17 protein-coding genes, 2 tRNA genes and 1 pseudogene are annotated in these 20,036 nt (G+C 48.4%); 4 read left to right on the forward strand and 16 right to left on the reverse strand.

What is annotated here, in order from left to right; all coding sequences use genetic code 11:
• The first annotated feature begins 74 nt into the window (after positions 1-74).
• Positions 75-2,390, forward strand: a complete 2,316-nt coding sequence (eutB, locus tag BUB37_RS17720; protein WP_072995168.1) for an ethanolamine ammonia-lyase subunit EutB — start codon at positions 75-77, stop codon at positions 2,388-2,390.
• Positions 2,391-2,402: 12 nt separating this feature from the next.
• Here eutB and BUB37_RS17725 read toward each other — a convergent pair whose 3' ends face one another.
• The 6 genes from BUB37_RS17725 to porV all read right to left on the reverse strand — a co-directional run bounded on the left by BUB37_RS17725 (position 2,403) and on the right by porV (position 8,908).
• On the reverse strand, positions 2,403-3,083 hold the full coding sequence (locus BUB37_RS17725; protein ID WP_072995169.1) for an SDR family NAD(P)-dependent oxidoreductase: 681 nt from the start codon (positions 3,081-3,083) through the stop codon (positions 2,403-2,405).
• On the reverse strand, positions 3,083-4,132 hold the full coding sequence (locus BUB37_RS17730; protein ID WP_072995170.1) for a M28 family metallopeptidase: 1,050 nt from the start codon (positions 4,130-4,132) through the stop codon (positions 3,083-3,085). The genes BUB37_RS17725 and BUB37_RS17730 overlap by 1 nt, the downstream gene beginning before the upstream one ends.
• Before the next feature lie 85 nt (positions 4,133-4,217).
• Complete coding sequence (locus BUB37_RS17735; RefSeq protein WP_072995171.1) at positions 4,218-5,858, reverse strand: pyruvate dehydrogenase complex dihydrolipoamide acetyltransferase; 1,641 nt, start codon at positions 5,856-5,858, stop codon at positions 4,218-4,220.
• A gap of 8 nt (positions 5,859-5,866) precedes the next feature.
• A complete protein-coding gene (pdhA, locus tag BUB37_RS17740) occupies positions 5,867-6,862 on the reverse strand; it encodes a pyruvate dehydrogenase (acetyl-transferring) E1 component subunit alpha (protein ID WP_072995172.1) in 996 nt (331 codons plus the stop codon).
• 337 nt (positions 6,863-7,199) lie between these two features.
• A complete protein-coding gene (gene cdd, locus BUB37_RS17745) occupies positions 7,200-7,682 on the reverse strand; it encodes a cytidine deaminase (protein ID WP_072995192.1) in 483 nt (160 codons plus the stop codon).
• A 74-nt stretch (positions 7,683-7,756) separates the two neighbouring features.
• A complete protein-coding gene (gene porV, locus BUB37_RS17750; RefSeq protein ID WP_072995173.1) occupies positions 7,757-8,908 on the reverse strand; it encodes a type IX secretion system outer membrane channel protein PorV in 1,152 nt (383 codons plus the stop codon).
• A 462-nt stretch (positions 8,909-9,370) separates the two neighbouring features.
• Here porV and gldJ point away from each other — a divergent pair, with 462 nt between their 5' ends.
• A complete protein-coding gene (gene gldJ / locus BUB37_RS17755) occupies positions 9,371-11,035 on the forward strand; it encodes a gliding motility lipoprotein GldJ (RefSeq protein WP_072995174.1) in 1,665 nt (554 codons plus the stop codon).
• Between the two features lie 66 nt (positions 11,036-11,101).
• On the forward strand, positions 11,102-12,379 hold the full coding sequence (locus BUB37_RS17760) for a UDP-N-acetylmuramoyl-tripeptide--D-alanyl-D-alanine ligase (protein WP_072995175.1): 1,278 nt from the start codon (positions 11,102-11,104) through the stop codon (positions 12,377-12,379).
• Between the two features lie 9 nt (positions 12,380-12,388).
• Here BUB37_RS17760 and BUB37_RS17765 read toward each other — a convergent pair.
• Positions 12,389-12,463, reverse strand: a tRNA-Val gene (locus tag BUB37_RS17765).
• Positions 12,464-12,739: 276 nt separating this feature from the next.
• Between BUB37_RS17765 and BUB37_RS17770 the strand changes: the two genes are divergently transcribed.
• A complete protein-coding gene (locus tag BUB37_RS17770; protein WP_072995176.1) occupies positions 12,740-13,798 on the forward strand; it encodes an NHL repeat-containing protein in 1,059 nt (352 codons plus the stop codon).
• A gap of 187 nt (positions 13,799-13,985) precedes the next feature.
• On the opposite strand, the gene BUB37_RS17775 is transcribed toward BUB37_RS17770, so the two are convergent.
• The 9 genes and pseudogenes from BUB37_RS17775 to BUB37_RS17820 form a co-directional block, all read right to left on the reverse strand.
• The gene (locus BUB37_RS17775; RefSeq protein ID WP_072995177.1) at positions 13,986-14,231 is read right to left on the reverse strand and encodes a GIY-YIG nuclease family protein; all 246 of its coding nucleotides are present in this window, start codon (positions 14,229-14,231) and stop codon (positions 13,986-13,988) included.
• Positions 14,232-14,341: 110 nt separating this feature from the next.
• A complete protein-coding gene (locus BUB37_RS17785; protein ID WP_072995178.1) occupies positions 14,342-14,587 on the reverse strand; it encodes a GIY-YIG nuclease family protein in 246 nt (81 codons plus the stop codon).
• Positions 14,588-14,630: 43 nt separating this feature from the next.
• Positions 14,631-14,705 (reverse strand) — tRNA-Val (locus BUB37_RS17790).
• A 61-nt stretch (positions 14,706-14,766) separates the two neighbouring features.
• The gene (locus BUB37_RS17795; RefSeq protein ID WP_072995179.1) at positions 14,767-15,978 is read right to left on the reverse strand and encodes a bifunctional folylpolyglutamate synthase/dihydrofolate synthase; all 1,212 of its coding nucleotides are present in this window, start codon (positions 15,976-15,978) and stop codon (positions 14,767-14,769) included.
• Entirely contained in the window at positions 15,975-16,922 is a 948-nt protein-coding gene (locus BUB37_RS17800; protein ID WP_072995180.1) for an energy transducer TonB, read from the reverse strand. The genes BUB37_RS17795 and BUB37_RS17800 overlap by 4 nt, the downstream gene beginning before the upstream one ends.
• Entirely contained in the window at positions 16,922-17,308 is a 387-nt protein-coding gene (locus BUB37_RS17805) for an ExbD/TolR family protein (protein ID WP_072995181.1), read from the reverse strand. The genes BUB37_RS17800 and BUB37_RS17805 overlap by 1 nt, the downstream gene beginning before the upstream one ends.
• Positions 17,309-17,317: 9 nt before the next feature.
• Positions 17,318-18,010, reverse strand: coding sequence for a MotA/TolQ/ExbB proton channel family protein (locus BUB37_RS17810; RefSeq protein WP_072995182.1), 693 nt, complete (start codon positions 18,008-18,010; stop codon positions 17,318-17,320).
• A 52-nt stretch (positions 18,011-18,062) separates the two neighbouring features.
• Entirely contained in the window at positions 18,063-19,430 is a 1,368-nt protein-coding gene (gene nhaD, locus BUB37_RS17815; protein WP_072995183.1) for a sodium:proton antiporter NhaD, read from the reverse strand.
• 21 nt (positions 19,431-19,451) lie between these two features.
• Positions 19,452-20,036, reverse strand: a pseudogene (locus tag BUB37_RS17820) (amino acid dehydrogenase); the annotation flags it as partial.

Here is a 20,036-nt window from a genome sequence, read left to right on the forward strand (position 1 = left end):
GTTATTACAGGTAAAGCCTTGGCAAAAAAATTAATAACTTGTAGGTTCAAGGCACTTAGGTAACAATTTTAGGTATGGATAGGATGAGCAGAAAAGACTTTTTAGGCAAAATGGGACTCCTAAGTGCTTCTACGGTCTTATGGCCACAGAACGGCTTGGCGAATGTGGTACAAAGCCCCGAACCCCAAAAGGGGATAGTTATTGGCCCGATAGCGGAAAACGAGACCCTGTTCTCGTACATAGAACGCTCAAAGGGCCATTTTGACCTGACCCTTTACCGACAGATCATCGGTGCCGCCAATGATTTTAAGGAAGGGGACCTGAGCTTAGGTGTCGCCGCCCAAGACGACACCACGCGCTCAAGGGCGCGAAAGCTCTTGTCGAACACCAAAATCGGCGATCTCGACCGCCAATCGGTCTTTACCGACGCCATTGATGAACTTATCAGAAAAACTACCTTCGACAGTGCCAAGGTCAAGAACTGGACCATGGGCGAACTCAAAAATTTTGTATTGGACGAACCCGAGGCTTCGATCAAGAAGATAATGCCTGCCTTGACCAGCGACTGTATCGGCTGTTTGGTCAAGCTGATGTCGAACGACGAACTGATCGCCGTCGGCCAAAAAGTGTTCAACCCATTGGCGGGAAGCAACATTGGAAGCAAAGGATACCTCAGTGCTCGGGTACAGCCCAATTCGCCCACCGACAATACCGAGGATATCGTTTGGCAGGTATTCGATGCCTGGTCGTATGCCGTCGGCGATTTGGTCTTAGGTACGAATCCCGTCTCCAGTGAGGTCGAATCGGTGGCCAAGATCGAGAAGGCCCTCTTCGAGATCCTTACCGTCTTCGGCCTTGAGAAGACCTTGCCCAACTGTGTCCTTTCACATATAGACGTACAGGCCCAGGTAGAACAAATACAGCCCGGCACCACCGGAATTTGGTTTCAGAGCTTGGCAGGTACCGTAGGCGCCAATCAAACCTTCGACCTGAGCATTGAAAAAATGCAGGACCATTTGTCCGGCCGGACAGGCCCGTATGCCCTATATGCAGAAACGGGACAAGGAGCCGACTTCACCAATGGCCATGGGGCCGGTTTTGACATGGTCTTGCACGAAGCGCGCAAATACGGTTTTCTAAGGGCGCTTAATATGGATATCGTAAGCAAGAATGCGGGAAGTGCCCCTTGGGTGCATGTGAACGACGTAGCCGGTTTTATCGGTCCGGAGGTATTCAAGACCAAGGAACAGCTTGTTCGTTGCTGCCTGGAAGATACCGTTATGGGCAAATTACACGGCCTTACCATTGGCCTGGACGTTTGCTCTACCTTGCACATGGATGTAAGCCTCGACGACCTCACTTGGTGCATAGACCAGATCATGCCGGCCAACCCGGCCTATCTCATGGCGCTGCCCACCAAGAACGATCCGATGCTGAGCTACCTCACCACATCGTTCAGCGACCACGTACGCATTCGCGAGAAGTTCGGCTACAAGGTCAACGATGCCATGTGGGACTTCTTCAAAAAGTTGGAGGTTATCGACGGCACTGGGAGACCGACCGATCATTTTGGAGACCCTATCTGGGTTTATTATAAATACTGCCTGGCCAAGGGCGACCAAAGAAGTGAAAAAGAGATCTATGCGGAAGGGAAGAAGGCCATGGCCCGCATTCGCGAAAGGGGCGTTCCCCTTGCCGAAAAGTACGGCGAACACATTTACGACCTTGAACCCCAACTGGAAAAAGAGGTCAAATGGCTTTACGAAGATGCCAAAGTAAGCCTATGGACCGAAATGACGGACGATTTTGTCATGACAATTCCCACGGCCCTGCCGATCATTACCAATTCGACCGACCGAAAAGACTATGTCTACCATCCCGAATCGGGAGAATCCCTATCGAAAAATGCCATTGCCCGTTTGCAGGAACTTCGCAACACCTGGTCGGGAAGGCTACCGGACATCCAATTTGTAATCTCGGACGGACTCAACCCAAGGGCCCTCATGGACGAGGGACACCTAATGCCCTATTTGATGCAGCTAAAGGATAGGCTGACCCAAAAAGGATACACCGTTGGCCAAGAGAACATAGTAATCAAACACGGTAGGGTACGTGCCGGCTATGCCTGTGGAGAACTTTTATTCGGCAAACACAACGACAGCTCGGAGAACAAGGCCATTGTTCACCTTATTGGGGAACGCCCCGGTTCGGGTCATCATAATTTTTCGGCCTACCTTACGGCCGCCCCTGTCAAATACTGGTCGCAGACCGCCTTTATCGACCACAACATCACCAAAGTCGTTTCCGGTATTTCCGATACATCGTTGACCCCCGATCGTGCTTCGCAACAGACCCTGACCATTTTAGACCGCTTGTTCACGGTCATCTGACAAAAGGGTGTTTTAAGGGGTACTGTTGCTTACCTGCAACATTTTTCCATTGTAGAACCTATGGCCCGTTAAGGCGAATTCCTTAATATACCCGGCCATTTCGCGGGCAGTGGTCGGAGCTTGGTATCCGGGAAAAGCTTCTTCCAGCATCTCGGTCTGGACGGCACCCAAGGCCAATACGTTGAACGAAGGACCGGTTTCCTTAAATTCTTCCGCCCAAAGTTCCGTTAGGGTAATTACCGCCCCCTTGCTCGAACTGTAGGCCGAAAGGCCCGGAAACTTCACACTGCCCTGTACCCCGCCCATGGAGCTTATCGTTACGACATGGCCTGTTTTGGGCATAAAGGGCAGAACGGTCTTGGTAATCTCGGCCACCCCGAAAACATTTACCCGGTAAACCCGTTCAAATTCCTCGGCCGAAGTTTCCAAAAAAGGTTTGTTGACCAAACTACCTGCATTGTTGACCAGCACATCGACCTTTTTCCAGTTGTTTTTCAAAAAATTTCCCAACGTTTGAAAATCGTCCGGAACGCCTAGATCAAAAGGAAAGCCGGCGATGTTTTTATGGGCCAGTTTTTCGATGGGCCCGTTATTTCTAGACAAGGCCAAAACCCTGTGGCCTTCATGGGCCAGCAATTGCACCAGTTCATATCCGATACCCCTACTCGCCCCGGTAACTATAATATTTGCCATCAATTGTACTTTATCTCTTTGTAAGCGGCATTGGAAATGCCTTCGACAACGGGAATGCTTTTGTTTACCAAGGCCGCCATATGCCCAAAATCCATCTCAGATACCTCATCGCCCACTTTGTGGTAATGGTCGAAGTTCGTAAAATCAAAGGTACTAAAGGTCTGCGAGGGCACTCCAAAATGTTGGTGAAAGGGATAATTGTCAGAACGTTTGAACAAATTGAACTCCTTGGCCTTGGGCAAAAAACCCGTGAATTTGCCCGAGGCATACCTATTTGCCACCTCTGCCAAATTAGACTCGCCATAGCCCGTCAAATAGGTTAGGTAATCCTTTCCTTGAAGGGGCACCCCGACCATTTCGAAATTCAACATGACATAAAGGTCCAAATTCCCTTCCTTTAGTTTCTTCGCCAAATGCTTCGAGCCCAAGAGCCCTTTTTCCTCGGCACTAAAGAGGGCAAAAAGCAAACTTCGCTTATTGGTCCTGTTTTTTCCGAAGTAGCGCGCAAGCTCCAAAACCGTGGTTGTGCCCGTAGCATTGTCATTGGCGCCGTTGGCAATGGCATCGCCATTTTCTTCCTTGATGATGCCTATATGATCGTAATGCGCACCGATGATGACAAATTCATTTTTTAGGTCGGGGTCGGTTCCTTCCAAGTATCCTACCATATTGTAGGCGGGCTTATCAAAATTGGAAAGGGTATCGCGATAGGATGAGAAGTAGGGGCTTATCCCGTTCCTTTTAAAAACCGTTTCGATAAAGTCGGCCGCCTTGGCGATTCCCTCACTACCACTATCCCTTCCCTCAAGCTCGTCGGAGGCCAGGAAGTTCATGATCGCCGCTATTTCGGGTGCACTGGTAAATGGGTCCTGTGGCGAACCTATGCCTGCTTCTATTCCGTCAAGGTCGCTCGGTTTTTTGGGAACCTCCATCAAACTACGGTCGAACTTGACCGCGTCCTCGCTTTTCAAGGTTACCGATTCGTCTATTTGGGTCGAGCCACATGCCATGACCAGAAGGCCCAGTGACAAGAAGATGCTATTTCTCATAAGTGTTTGTTTGGGTACAATTTAGAAATAAAAAAAGGCATCCCGAAATAAACGGGATGCCTGTATACATATTTCCAAAAAAAATCTAGGCCAACATGGTCACCGGATTTTCCAGGAAGGCCCTAAGGGTAAGCAAGAACTGCGCCCCTGTAGCACCATCCACCGTTCTGTGGTCACAGGCCAAGGTTACCTTCATGGTATTGCCCACCACGATCTGACCGTCTTTGACGACCGGTTTCTGGACAATGGCACCCACTGAAAGTATAGCCGAGTTCGGTTGATTGATAATTGAGGTAAACTCGACTATGCCGAACATTCCCAAATTGGAAACGGTAAAGGTACTGCCCTCCATTTCGGCCGGGGTCAGCTTTTTGTTACGCGCCCTTCCGGCCAGATCCTTGACCGAAGCCCCTATCTGGGATAGGCTCATTTGATCGGTAAACTTAAGTACCGGAACCACCAGGCCTTCATCGACCGCAACCGCCACACCTATATGCACGTGGTGGTTATACCGGGTCGTGTCCCCGTTCCAGGTAGTGTTGACCTGGGGATGTTTTTTCAGGGCCATGGCACAAGCCTTTACGACCATATCGTTAAACGACACCTTGGTTTCGGGAAGCTCGTTGATCTGCTTTCTAGAGGCCATGGCATTGTCCATATCCACCTCAATGGTAAGATAGTAGTGCGGTGCGGTAAACTTCGATTCCGACAGGCGTTTGGCAATTACCTTGCGCATCTGCGAATTCTTTACCTCCTCGATTCGTTCTTCGCCCACCGGCAGAATAACGGGAGCCGCTACCTTGGCAGAAGCCGGGTCGGCCGCTGTCTTGGGCGCTTCGGCCGCTGCCGCAGGCTTGTAATTCTCTATATCTTTTTTGACAATTCTTCCGTTATCGCCTGAACCGGAGACCAAAGACAGGTCGATTCCCTTGTCCGCAGCCATCTTTCTGGCCAGCGGGGAGGCGAAAATTCGACGTCCTTCATTGGCAGCCGGGGCACTTTCCGACTTTTCGGTCTTGGTATCGTCCGAAGCTTCCTTTTTCGGGGCCTCGGCAGAAGTTTTCTTTGCAGCTCCACCGGAGTTGCCCTTAAGTACGGCATCGACATCGGTTCCTTCAGGTCCGATTACGGCAAGTACGGCATCTACTGGTGACGATTCCCCTTCTTGGATACCGATGTGGAGCAAGGTTCCCGAATAAAAGGACTCGAACTCCATGGTGGCCTTGTCGGTTTCGATTTCCGCAAGGATATCGCCTTCCTCGACCTTGTCGCCGACCTTTTTCAGCCAAGACGCTACCGTTCCCTCTTCCATGGTATCGCTAAGGCGGGGCATACGTATTATTTCCACTCCCTCGGGAATATCGGCGGTCTCTCCCCCTTCAAGGGATTCCCCTTGGTCCTCGGTTGTCGTTTCCTCTTTTTCATCGGAACCGGCACCTTCCTCCTTTTGGCCGCCCTTTCCGTCCAACAGGCCCGAAATATCCTCACCTTCCTCACCGATAATGGCCAACAGGGAATCTACAGGAGCACCATCGCCCTCTGCGATACCGATATGGAGCAATGTTCCCTCGTAAAAGGATTCAAACTCCATGGTCGCCTTATCCGTTTCTATTTCCGCAAGTATATCGCCCTCTTCGACCTTGTCTCCAACACTTTTCAACCATTTGGCCACGGTACCTTCTTCCATGGTATCGCTCAACCGGGGCATCTTTATTATCTCAGCCATTTACCTAATTATTTATGTTGTACAAACGGAAAATCTTCTTGCTCATAGACCATATCGTACAATTGCTGTACCGGTGGATAGTCCGATTCGTCCGCAAATTTTTCGCATTCCGCTACCCGTCGTTTCACGTCGTCATCAATCTTTTTGATCTCCTCTTCGGTTGCGTAATTGTTTTCCTTGATGACATCGAGCACCTGGGTTATAGGGTCTATCTTCTGATATTCCTGCACTTCCTCCTTGGTTCGATAGTGTTGGGCGTCGGACATGGAGTGACCGCGATAGCGATAGGTTTTCATCTCCAAGAAAGTAGGTCCGCCACCACTACGGGCACGTTCGATGGCCTTGCTCACCTCTTGCGCCACCGTTTCGGGGTTCATGCCATCGACAGGCCCACAAGGCATTTCATAACCAAGGCCCAATTTCCAGATTTCTGTAGAATGCGATGTTCTCGCCACGGAAGTACCCATGGCGTAACCGTTGTTTTCACAAATAAAGACCACGGGCAATTGCCACAGCATGGCCAGGTTCATCGATTCGTGGAAGGAACCTTGCCTAACCGCACCATCCCCCATATAACAAAGGGTAACATTGTCCCTGCCGAAGTACTTATCACCAAAGGCCATACCTGCGCCCAAAGGAATTTGTCCGCCTACGATACCGTGTCCGCCGTGAAAGCGGTGTTCTTTTGAAAAGATATGCATAGACCCACCCATACCTTTTGAGGTACCGGTCACCTTTCCGTAAAGCTCGGCCATAACCTTTTTGGGATCAACGCCCATACCGATAGGTTGAACGTGGTTTCGATAGGCCGTGATCATACGGTCCTTCGTAAGATCCATGGCATGTAAAGACCCTGCCAGAACGGCTTCTTGACCGTTATACAAGTGCAAAAAACCTCTAACTTTTTGTTGAATGTATACTTGGGCCAGTTTGTCTTCGAACTTGCGCCAAAACAACATATCCTCATACCACTTGAGATATACTTCTTTGGTGATTTTTTTCATTGATTCAATTTAATTAGGATTTCGATACATCTTGTTAGTTCGGCCATCTACCGGAACGGACAAGAGGAGCAAAAATACATATTAAATTATTAGTTAAAAAAAATTGAGGTAAAAGGTTGCCCAGAATTTAAAGACCCGTCCCAACGGCCCTTATTGAACGCCGTCGATCATTGATTCCCCCGATACGATAACGCAGTCGGAATCCATCGAAAAATCCATCGAAAGATTTTAAAAACCGACCTTGTTCCTTCGGGTTTGATCAAACCCATGCTAGCTTTCCACTGATAGGAGGTTGGGGCCCATAGGGCCAAAAGGCAAGAAATCAGGTTGGGTTTTATTACAAATAGGAGCTATCAAAACCCAAGGGGAGTATATCGGCGATAGATCCGCATTCAAAAACCTCGCCGCGCTCTCCCATGAGCAACACCCTTATAGGTGATTTTTGCCTTACCTCATACTCGGACAAGGCTTGCCTACAGTTGCCGCAAGGCGCTGCAGGGGTTTCTACCCGGTACTTTTTTGAAGTCGCCGTAATGGCGACCGATGTAATGGCCACCCCCGGATATTCGGCGCCTGCATAAAAAACGGCCACCCTTTCGGCACACAGTCCCGATGGGTAGGATGCATTTTCTTGGTTATTGCCCGTTACTATTTTGCCGTTCTCCAAGCGTACCGCGGCACCGACCTGAAAATGGGAGTAAGGGGCATATGCCCTTGCCCGGGCCGCTACGGCGTGTTCCATAAGCTGCCTATCGGCTTCGCAAAGTTCGCCCATGGAATCGTAAACCGCCAACTCGAACTCGATCTTTCTTTTTTTCATGGCATCGGATATAGGGGTCAAAATACAAAAACCTGCTTTACGCAGGTCTTTGTACCCATTATCAATCAAATGGTTTAATCGTTGTAATACTCGTCCCCTAAATTGAACGTCAGGGAAAAGCGCAAGGTATTTTCGACCGGATTGGTTATTTGGGAGGTCGAGAACAGGTACGACAAATCGATTTGTGCCGACCTGTACTTGAAACCTGCGCCTAGGGTAAAATACTTTCTATATCCCTTTACATCGCTCTCGTTGAAATACCCGGTCCTGAACATAAATGCATCCTGATAGACGTATTCTGCACCGAGTGCCCAGGTCATTTCCTTTAACTCCTCACTAAAACCATCGGGCGCGTCGCCAAATGATTTAAAAACCCCACTGAGAAAGCCTATGTCTTGATATTCATCGTTATCCGTGGCATCCAGGTCCCCGTCACCATCAAAGTCCTGTGGCGTTGGCACCAAAAGCTTATTGAACTCGGTGGTCAGCCCTATTACGTTGTCTTGGTCGATTATAAAGTCGAAACCGAGGCCCAATCTCAAATTAGTGGGAATAAAGTTTTTCTGGCCGTTCTCGTCGTAGGCTATCTTCCCCCCTAAATTGGAGATATTGAAGCCACCCCTCCAGCGACCGTCAAAACTGTTGTACGCTATTTCGTTGGACCTATAGAAGCCCGATACATCGACCGCAAAGGTACTGCCCGGTTTGGAGTCTACGTTGGCGTCGGGTTGAAACTTGAGATTGGACCTGATATAGCGTCCTCCGACGGACATCGAAAAGGTCGGGCTCAACTTCAAGGAATAGGAACCGTCGATGGCAAACTCATTGGGCTTTACTATGGTACCGACGTCATCGAAAGATTGCCGAAGCTCGATTTCACCCAGGGTAAAATACCTCAGACCCACGGCAAAGGCACTCTGCTCGTTAATTTTATTGAAGAAACTGGCGTTCAACAACCCGATTCCGGAAACGGTATTGCTCAAGTAGGGCGTATAGCCTAGTCCCACGCCCATTTGCCGCTCGGCAAATGCATACTTGGCCGGGTTCCATTGCTGGGAAAAGGCATCGGTAGAAGTAGCCACACCCATATCGCCCATACCGGCCGCCCTCGCATCCGCTGCAATATTGAGAAAAGGTACTGCCGTAGTAATCACCCGATCACTCGCCTCTTGGGCGGACAGCCCGTAAGTAAATGCCAATAAAACAAGAATTGATATCTTTTTCATTTCAAAATGTCTAAAATTTAGTCGGTCAAATATTGCAAATCGAGGGTAAATGCAAAAATATATTAGTTGTACTACATGTAAACGGTCATTTAACGATAATCTTATACGGAAATTTGATTTTTTTAAAATATTCATAGGGGGCTGCCCTAAAAATCGCACAAAAAAGCATATTGTTGCGTATTTTCGTTTTTTTTAAAAACATCTCCCCGAATTGAACGGGAAACCTTAAAAGAAATAATATTCGCAATACTATAACCCTTTTTGCACCGTTATCATCTTGAGAGGCACTGTTTGATTGTGGGCGAGGAGCCCGACGAAGGAGGTAAAATATTTTTTTGGCTATAAAATATTATGCATAAATCATCGTTTTATATGCCGAAAGCGAGGCTAATAATTAATCAAAATACAAATTTCCAACTACATTTTATAAGTAGGCGGACCATTTGAACTCAAGTCCTAATTATGAAAAAACAGTTTATCAAAGTTGTACTTTCTTGTGCAGTGGTTGCAGGGGGTTTTACGGTCACTAGCTGTAAAAACTCCGGATCTTCCAAAAACGTGTCGCGAGCCACAGGATGGAAAATAAACGCCAAAGAAGGTGGTTTTCAATACAATACCGATTTTAAAGAGCAGGAAACGGCTCCCGGATTGGTGTTTATTGAAGGAGGAACTTTTACAAAGGGTAAGGTACAGGACGATGTTATGCACGATTGGAACAACACCCCTACCTCACAACACGTACAGTCTTTTTATATGGACGAAACCGAGGTAACCAATGTGATGTACTTGGAATACCTCGATTATTTAAAAAGCGTCTACCCTCCCGAAAACCCAAAATACACCAACATCTATACAGGTGCCCTACCGGATACCTTGGTATGGAGGAACAGATTGGGTTTCAATGAGACCATGACCAACAACTACTTAAGGCACCCTGCCTATGCAGAGTATCCCGTAGTAGGTGTTAACTGGGTACAGGCCACACAATTTGCGGAATGGCGTACAGACCGTGTCAACGAGATTATGTTGGAACGCGAGGGCTATTTGGCAAAAGATGCCAAGTATCAGGCCGCCACTGGTGAAGTGCCCGGTACTTTCAGCACCGAAGCGTATTTGAACAGACCCGAATCCGTGTACAACGGACAAATCGACTCGTTACAAGGCAAGCAGAAAAAAGACAGTGTAAACGTATATGCCAAAAGAAGTAGCGGGGTTATTATGCCAGAATACCGCCTTCCTACGGAAACCGAGTGGGAATACGCGGCCCAGGCGAATCAAGGTAACCGCGAGTACAACAACTACAGAGGTAGAAAAAAATATCCATGGGACGGCGATTACACCAGAAACGGACAACGTGTAGGTAGAGGTGACCAATTGGCCAACTTTAAGCAAGGCAAAGGCGATTACGGCGGAATAGCCGGATGGTCGGACGACGGCGCCGATATTACCGCCCAGGTAATGTCGTACAAGCCCAACGACCTTGGTCTTTACGACATGGCCGGTAACGTTGCCGAATGGGTCGCCGATGTATACCGCCCCATAGTTGATGACGAAGTGAGCGATTTCAACTACTACCGTGGCAACATCTATATGAAGACGGCCATTGGCGAAGACGGTAAGGTGAACGTACTTAGAGACTCGATTGTCTACGATACCCTGCCCAATGGAAAAATCGTGGCGGTCAACCTTCCCGGTGAGATAGCCATGGTGCCGATCGGCGAAGAAGAGACCTATCTCAGGACCAACTTCTCTTCGAGCGACAACAGGGGATACAGGGACGGTGACCCAGGTTCCTCAAGGTTCTACGACAGATTTAACGACGAGGACGAAGATACCGAGATCAAAATGTACGACGCCCCAAAACACAAGGTTGAGCGCGACTCCACTGGAAAACTGATACGTCAGTACGACAAATCGAACAGCAGGACAAGCTTGATCAACGATGAGGTTCGCGTGTACAAAGGAGGTTCTTGGAGGGACAGGGCCTATTGGCTAGACCCCGCCCAAAGAAGATACTTGCCCCAATATATGGCCACCGACTATATCGGTTTCCGATGTGCCATGTCGAGGGTAGGTTCCAAATCAAAGACCAAGAACAAGACCCCAAGAGGTAAAAAGGTCAGATAAGACCCAACTATAAATTGCAGAAAGTCCCGGTCAACATGCCGGGACTTTTTTTATACTTTTACCGCTATGGAAATAGCACAACTACATCAGCTTTTTTTAGAACACCCTACGGTCTGCACGGACACCCGAAAAATTGAGAAGGACTGTATTTTTTTTGCCCTGAAAGGCGAAAATTTCAATGGCAATTCGTACGCGGCCGAAGCCTTGAAAAAAGGAGCCGCCTTGGCCGTAATAGACGAGCCCGAATATGCAACATCAGACCGATGCCTATTGGTCGAAAATACACTTGAAACACTTCAAAAGCTGGCTACCTTCCACAGGAAGCATTCCCAAGCAAAGGTAATTGCACTTACCGGAAGCAACGGAAAGACCACTACGAAAGAGCTCATAAACGCCGTACTCTCCAAAAAGTACCGCACCATTGCCACCAAAGGCAACCTGAACAACCATATCGGGGTACCCTTGACCCTCCTATCGATCCAACACGACACGGAACTGGCGGTAGTTGAAATGGGCGCCAACCACCTAAAGGAAATAGACTTCCTTTGCCGTTTGGCCCAACCCGATTTCGGCTATGTCACCAATTTTGGAAAGGCCCACCTCGAAGGCTTTGGAAGCAAGGAAGGCATCATAAGGGGAAAAAGTGAACTGTACGATTATTTGACCGCCCACGACAAATCGGTATTTATCAACGCAGATGACGGCGTCCAAATCGAAAAGCTAAAAAGCTATATCAAAAAGTACGGATTCAGCTCAAAAAACCACGAATACTATCCGATAACCCTTGTCGACGCCGACCCCTTCGTAAAACTTAAGGCCGAGGAAACGGTCATTGCATCGCAATTGATAGGAAGCTACAACTTCACCAATTGCGCGGCGGCGGTGCTTATCGGAAAATACTTTAACGTAGCCCTTTCCGATATCAAATCGGCCATTGAAAACTACGTACCGAGCAACAACCGTTCACAGATTATCGAAAAAAACGGACATCGCATCATCTTGGATGCCTACAACGCCAACCCGACAAGCATGAAAGCGGCATTGGACAACTTTGACCAAATGAAGGGCACGAATAAGACCGCCTTTTTGGGCGACATGTTCGAATTGGGCCCAACCGCGGACGAAGAACATCAAAAAATCGCCGACCTCGTTTCGAGCCTCGGCCTGAAACAGGTTTTTCTCATCGGGGAAAATTTCAAGGGTACGGATACATCCATCGAAAAATTCAAAACTTTTGATCTACTACGGGAACACCTGAAAGAAAACCCCTTGAAGGAAGATAGCCTCGTATTGGTCAAGGGCTCAAGAGGTATGGCCCTAGAACGTATTCTTGATCTGCTCTAGGATATTTAGTGGGTTATACTGGATTCGAACCAGTGACCTCTGCCCTGTCAAGGCAGCGCTCTAAACCAACTGAGCTAATAACCCATAAAAGCTGGGCAAAGGTAAAACATATTTCCGATTTGAAAAACTTAAAACCATCAATAAATCGCAATAAAATACCATTACCTTCTACCCCACGGCGTTAAGGCAAGGACAGATAGCCAATTAAAGCGCCCATAAAAAGGGATCTTCCCCTAAAATAGTTTATTTTTAAAACCGCTTATGGTTCGTAGGACCAAGCCCTATACCCGCCGCGAATTACCCTTTCTAGGTAGGGCGGCTACCACATAAGCCATTGCAGTCTAAACCAAAACAACCGCCATGTGCACAAAACAGAATAAACGAAGAGACTTTTTAAAAAAATCGGCCTTGGTGTCCGGCGCCAGCTTAATTGCCCCGGTCGACACCTTTGGCATCATCCACCGAAGGAACAAACAGCGGATCGTGGGCCACGGAAATTTTAAGTATGCCGTTGACCCGGACTGGGGCGTTCAAGACCCATCTAAAATTCCGGTAAACGATTGCCACGAAATGGTAATGGACAGCAAGGGACGTATCTTGATGACCACCACGGGTGCCAACAACAATAATATCATCGTCTACGACAAATCGGGCAAGGTGCTGGAATCATGGGGTACCGCGTTCCCAGGGGCCCACGGCCTTTCGATCATGGGCGAGCACAGCGACCAATGTTTGTTTATTACCGATCCCGATACCCACAAGGTAACCAAAACAACGATTGACGGTAAAATAATCATGACGCTGGAACGCCCCAAAGAAGTTGAGGGGTACACCAGTAACGACCAGTTCAAGCCCACTGAAACGGCCATTATGCCCAATGGCGATTTTTATGTGGCGGACGGATATGGCGAGAACTATATCATTCACTACGACGCCAATGGAAACTACCTTAACCATTTTGGGGGCAAAGGAGAGGGCGACGCCCAGTTCAACTGTTGCCACGGCATTACCCTGGACACAAGAAATCCAGACAACCCGACCCTTCTGATCACCTCACGGGCCAGTCAAGAGTTCAAAAGGTTTACCTTAGACGGAAAACACCTCGAAACCATCCCCCTACCCGGCTGCTCGATTTGCAGGCCGGTCATTGATGGCGAGAACATCTATTTTGCCGTTATCGTCACGAAAACCTGGGACAGCTACGACGGAATGCTCGCCGTGCTCGACAAGAGCAATACCATTGTATCCCTGCCTGGTGGAAGTGCGCCCGATTACAGCAGCGGCACCTTGAGCGAACCTAAATACGACGGCAAAACTTTTAGAAACCCGCACGACGTGCTTGTAGACAACGACGGCAATCTTTATGTTCCCCAATGGAACTCGGGCAAGACTTACCCGATTAAATTAAACAGGGTATAAGCTAAAGTTTTTAAGCCCCCCCTAGGCAGTATCCTGGATGGAACCGACATAGTATCGGTCAAGGGTTGCCGAGTATAGGATGTAGGTAAAAAAGGCCATAAAAAGAAAAATCCCCGAACATCTTAATGCTTGGGGATTCCTGTGGACAATGAGGGATTCGAACCCCCGATGCCCTGAACTAACCGAGCTAGTTCGTTATCAGTTTTTCTATCATCTTGCGGCTCTTCCATTTCTTGATCTGACCTTCTCGCCGCAAGGCCTCCGAACGCGTGGGATGGCTTTCGGTATACTTTACCTCCCAGTCCTTGGCCTTGGAGGTAAAGCCCCTGTGGTTTTTCAAATGCTCCTCCAACCGTACGGACATATCCTGGGTGGAACCGACATAGTATCGGTCCAAGGATTCGGAGTAAAGGATGTAGGTGAAAAAGGCCATAAAAAGAAAAATCCCCGAACATCTTAATGCTTGGGGATTCCTGTGGGCAATGAGGGATTCGAACCCCCGACCCTCCCGAAGTGAATTCGGGATGCCCTGAACTAACCGGGCTAATCCCCAATCAGTCGCTCTATCATCTTGCGGCTCTTCCATTTCTTGATCTGACCTTCCCGCCGCAAGGCCTCCGAACGCGTGGGATGGCTTTCGGTATACTTTACCTCCCAGTCCTTGGCCTTTGAGGTAAAGCCCCTGTGGTTTTTCAAATGCTCCTCCAACCGTACGGACATATCCTGGGTGGAACCGACATAGTATCGGTCAAGGGTTGCCGAGTATAGGATGTAGGCAAAAAAGGCCATAAAAAGAAAAATCCCCGAACATCTTAATGCTTGGGGATTCCTGTGGGCAATGAGGGATTCGAACCCCCGACCCCCTCGGTGTAAACGAGGTGCTCTGAACCAACTGAGCTAATTGCCCGAAAAGGTGTGCAAATATAGAATTCTTTTATTTACTCCCAAAGAAAAAAAAGAATAAAAATTTAAAGGATTTCGGCCACTGTAAACGTGCTTCCACCAACAAACACAAAATCAGTGGGTTTTGCAGCATGGAAGGCAGAACGGTAAGCTTCCGAAACCGTGGAAAAACAATCTCCATTTAACCCAAACGCCCGGGCTTCATCGGCCAATATCCCAACATGTAATCCCCTTTCGATCTTCGGGCTGCAAAAGTAATACGTGGCGTTGGCCGGGAACAGGGGCAATATCCCCTTCAGGTCCTTCCCCTTCACAAAGCCCAAGACGATGTGCAATTTCCTATATTTTTGCCGAAGCAACTGCCCTACTACCAACTCCAGACCCTCTTTGTTATGGGCCGTATCGCAGATTACGGTAGGTTTGGTGTTCAGTTGCTGCCACCTCCCCATCAATCCGGTATTTTCAACGACCTTCTGCAAACCGGAGCGGATATGTGCATCCCCTACATCAAAATTCCCCAAGGCCCTAATGGCGGCTACGACACCTTTTACGTTTTTGAATTGATATAGGCCCAAGAGCGATGTGGTATGCCCATCGGTGGTTTCCCGGTCGGCAAATACCAATGGGGCGCTCTTTTCCTCGGCCACGGACTCAAAAACCCCGGCCGCGCCTTCTTGGTATTCACTGATCACTACGGGAACCTTTGTTTTGATGATTCCTGCCTTTTCAAAAGCGATCTTTTCTATGGTATCGCCTAGCATATCGGTGTGGTCCATGCCAATATTGGTGATCAGGCAAACTTCGGGCTCGATGATATTGGTCGAATCCAATCGGCCTCCCAGTCCCACCTCAACAACGGCGATATCTACCTTTTCCTCGGCAAAACAATCAAAGGCCATACCTACGGTCATTTCAAAAAACGACAGCTGGTTGCGTTCGAAAAACGACCTGTTCTTCGCTATGAAGTCGACCACATGTCTTTTGGAAACCGGCTTGCCATCGATTTTAATTCGTTCCCTAAAGTCCTTTAGATGGGGTGACGTGTAGAGTCCGACCCTATACCCCGCTTCCTGAAGTATGGAAGCCAGCATATGGCTGCTCGAACCCTTTCCGTTGGTACCGGCCACGTGGATGCTTTTAAACCGTTTATGCGGATTACCGAGATGCCCAACGAATTTTAAGATACCGTTCAACTTGGCATTATAGGCCTTTGAACCTTGTTGCTGATACATTGGAAGTTGCCCGAACATCCAATCCAAAGTCTCTTGATAGGTCACTCGCCCAACTTGAAGTTCACCACTACGAAGCCCACTTGCTGACTGGGCGCATTGGAATCCAGGTTCCATTTGTGCTTAAAGGCGGTTTTTTTGGCAGGTTCCAAAAGGCAAGGGTGATTATTGGTCGTTCCCTTGACCCCGGGCGTGGCCGAAACCACGTTGCCATTTCTATCTACAACGATTTTTACGACTACCCGTCCCTCTTCGTTACACTCCTGCTTTACCTTTCCCTTGCTTACCAAAGAGCGGCCGTTAAGTCCATACCCTCCTGTGCCGCTGCCCGAACCGGGACTACCGTAGTAGCTGGTCGCATAGGGATCTCCGCCAGGTTGGCCCTTGTCGCCGGCCCTATTGTCGTCGCCTTCACTTCCCGAGGCATTGCCTTCGGATTTACTTATTCCGCCAATCAGCTCGTCGAGTTTTTTCTTTTTGGCCTCCTGCTCCTTTCGGGCCTTTTCTTCGGCCAATTTCTTTTCACGGGCGATCCTTTCGGCCTCGGCCCTCTTTTTTTCCTCTGCCTCACGCGCCTTTTTCTGGGCGATTCTTTCGGCTTCCTCCGCCTTGCGCTTGGCCTCTTGTGCCTTCTTTATTTTTATTGCTTCTTCGTTCTCTTGGGTAAGCACCTTTTCGGCCGGGGCCTCCTCGGCCACTACCTCTTCGGGCACTTCCTCGGCAACCTCCTCCACGACTTCCTCTTCGACCACCTCTTCTTGTTTGGACGGTTCGACCGGCGGTGTATCCAAAGGCTCCGAACGAATTTGCTCCTTGGGCTGCACGTTGCCACTACCGAAATCCATAGTGCCAAAATTCACCGATATGCCGTTTTCCTCAGGCGGGTCCATATAGGTAAGCCCAATGTAGAACATGACAAGGAGGAGCACACTTAACAGAAGTGTGGTAAGTGTAAATGACTTTTTCTTGTGTCTCGTATCTAGGAATGACATTAATTCGGTCGCACGGCCAAGATAACCTTATAATTATTTCTGTTGGCAATATCCATAACGTTGACCGCCTCTTTGATGGCCACGCTTTCTTCCGCCCTCAAAATAATCGTGGGTTTATCTTGTCCCTCTAGTGCCTTTTTTAGTTCAATTTCTATATATTCTCCGTTGATTCGCTCGTTATTGACGTAGTACTGTAAATTCTTGTCGATGCTCACCGATACGTTCTGCGTATTGGTAGACTTTCCTTTGGCCTTCGGGAGCAACAGGTCCAAGGCATTGGGCGAGTTGGCCGTAAGCATGAAGAAAATCAATAACAAGAACACGATATCCGTCATTGAGGACATGCTAAAATCGGGACTGACCTTGTTTCTGCCTTTTAATTTCATTTGACCAAATTATAGGGGTTCGTTCAACAAGTCTAAAAATTCCACGGCATTGGCCTCCATTTTGTGTACGACCTTGTCCGTACGGTTTACCAAGTGGTTGTAACCGATATAGGCAATGATACCTACTATAAGTCCGGCCACGGTCGTTGTCATCGCGGTATAGATACCCGAGGCCAAAGATCCCATTTCGGCCTGTCCGCCACTGGTAGCCATTTCATGGAAGGCAAGAATCATACCAATTACCGTTCCCAAAAACCCGATCATGGGAGCTGCCCCGGCCACCGTGGCCAAGACACTTACGTTTTTCTCTAGTTTATAGACCTCCAACGTACCTGCATTTTCGATGGCCGTATTGATATCGTCCAAGGGTTTGCCGATTCGCGAAACCCCTTTTTCGGTCAAGCGCGCCACTGGCGAATCGGTTTGGGCACAGAGCAATTTGGCCGCTTCCAATTTACCGTTCGTAACGTGGTCCCGAATCTGATTCATAAAGTTGCTATCGATCTTTGAGGCCGCCTTAATGGCGAATATGCGTTCAAAGTATATATAGAGCGCTACGAACAGCATAATAAAGAGTACCGTTATGATGAGTACACTACCTGTGCCCCCATTAAATATCAAATCGATAACGGAAAGGGTCTTCTCTTCCGACATAACATCCGCAGCTGCAGGATCTTGCGCCATATCTTGAAATAACATCATATGAATTCTTAGGTATTAGAGTTGCCTCTATAACGGCATTTTATCGATAAAATTATGCATCCAACACTAAATTTCTCAACAAGCCAAACACGACGGCCCCACTCATAAACCCGACAAAGGCCAACCATGCTATTTTCTTAAGGTACCAAAAGAAATCGATCTTTTCCATACCCATGGCTACCACACCGGCCGCGGAACCAATGATCAACATACTACCACCTGTTCCCGCCGAATAGGCGATGAAGTGCCAAACGGGGTCATCGATAGGCACGGAAAACATTCCCATACTGGCCGCGACCAACGGAACGTTGTCGATAACCGCAGACCCAACCCCCAAAATAAGGACCACCAAGTCGGAAACAAGCTCCCCTTCGGATTCGGTACCCAACATAGGCAGGTTACTTTCAAGGCTTTCCGCGAAGTGGAAGAGCATTCCCAACGACTCCAGGGCGGCCACCGCCAAGAGGATCCCCAGGAAGAAGAGGATACTGGGCAATTCTATCTTTGACAGCGAGGCATGTACCGGACTGTGATGCCCAACGGTATCATGGTCGTCGCCATCTACAGCCGACAGACTGAACTTTGAACTACTATAGATTTCAGCAAAAGTAGCTACCACGGCCAACGACAGCATCATACCGACGTACGGAGGCAAATGGGTAATGGTCTTGAAAAACGGAACAAAGACTATGGCTCCAAGGCCCAAGTACAACATTATAGACCCGAACTTCGACTTGGAATCCTCTTCGGAGTCCAGTTCATCTGAAATATTTCCACTGAAGGCCTTAAAGCGACTGGCCAGCAATACGGGAACCACCATACAGACTATAGAGGGTATAAGCACGTGCTCTACAAGCAGCGGGGCAGTTACCTTGTTGCCGATCCACAACATGGTCGTGGTGACGTCACCGATAGGAGACCATGCCCCACCGGCATTCGCCGCGATAATGATAAGGCCGGCAAACCATAACCGGACCTCCCGGTCCCTGATCACTTTTTGCAAGATAGTGACCAACACGATGGTCGCGGTCAGGTTATCGATAATGGCCGAAAGCACAAAGGCCAATATTGAAAACAGCCACAAAAGCTTGCGTTTGCTCCTTGTCTTTATGTACCCTTTGATCGTGGCGAAGCCATCGAAATAATCGATGATCTCAACAATGGTCATCGCCCCTAACAAAAAGACCAATATTTCAGCCGTCTTGCCCAGATGGTGCAACAAAATTTCATCGATATGCGTGGGCTCCAATTCCTTTAGGGCCGTATTCACCTCGAACACATCCATATGGGTCAAGGCGATTATTGCCCAAAGAATGGCCATCATTGCCAATGCAGGTATTAGTTTGTCGATTTTCAGGTTGTGCTCCATGGTTATCGCCAGATAACCCACAATAAATACAATGATGATAATTGTCTCCATTCTCTTATTTGGTTTTATTAATTATATTAGTTGTTTTAGTGCAATTTCAAATGCCGTTCTACTGATATTGTTGGGCGACGGATTTTGGTTAAAGATATTTAAAATAGCCTTCTTAATGGTACGGCTGGTATCATTAAATATCATTTCATCGTCTATAGGCACTCTTTTTTCCATAAAATAGGCGAACACACGTGCCATACCGCAATTGGAAATAAAATCGGGGATCAATCCCACTTTTCCATCGGCATATTCCATGATCGGCCCAAAGAATATTTCCTTATCGGCAAAGGGCACGTTCGCCCCGCAGGAAATAACCTCGAGCCCGGCCTCGATCATACTGCCGACCTGCTCCTTTTCAACCAAACGCGACGCGGCACAAGGCACAAATACCTCGGTGGGCAAATGCCAAATCCGTTCATTGATTTCATCAAAGGGGAGCATATCGCTTCCCCCGACCAAGGCATTTCCCTTTTTACCGAGAAAGAGGGCCTTTATTTCATCGAAGCCATACCCATCCTCATTGATCAAACCGCCCGACCTATCGATAATGCCCACAATCTTTGCACCCATCTGGGCCAAGTAGTAGGCTGCCGCGGCACCCACGTT

It is taken from the genome of Pseudozobellia thermophila (assembly GCF_900141855.1).
Classification (GTDB): Bacteria; Bacteroidota; Bacteroidia; order Flavobacteriales; family Flavobacteriaceae; genus Pseudozobellia; species Pseudozobellia thermophila.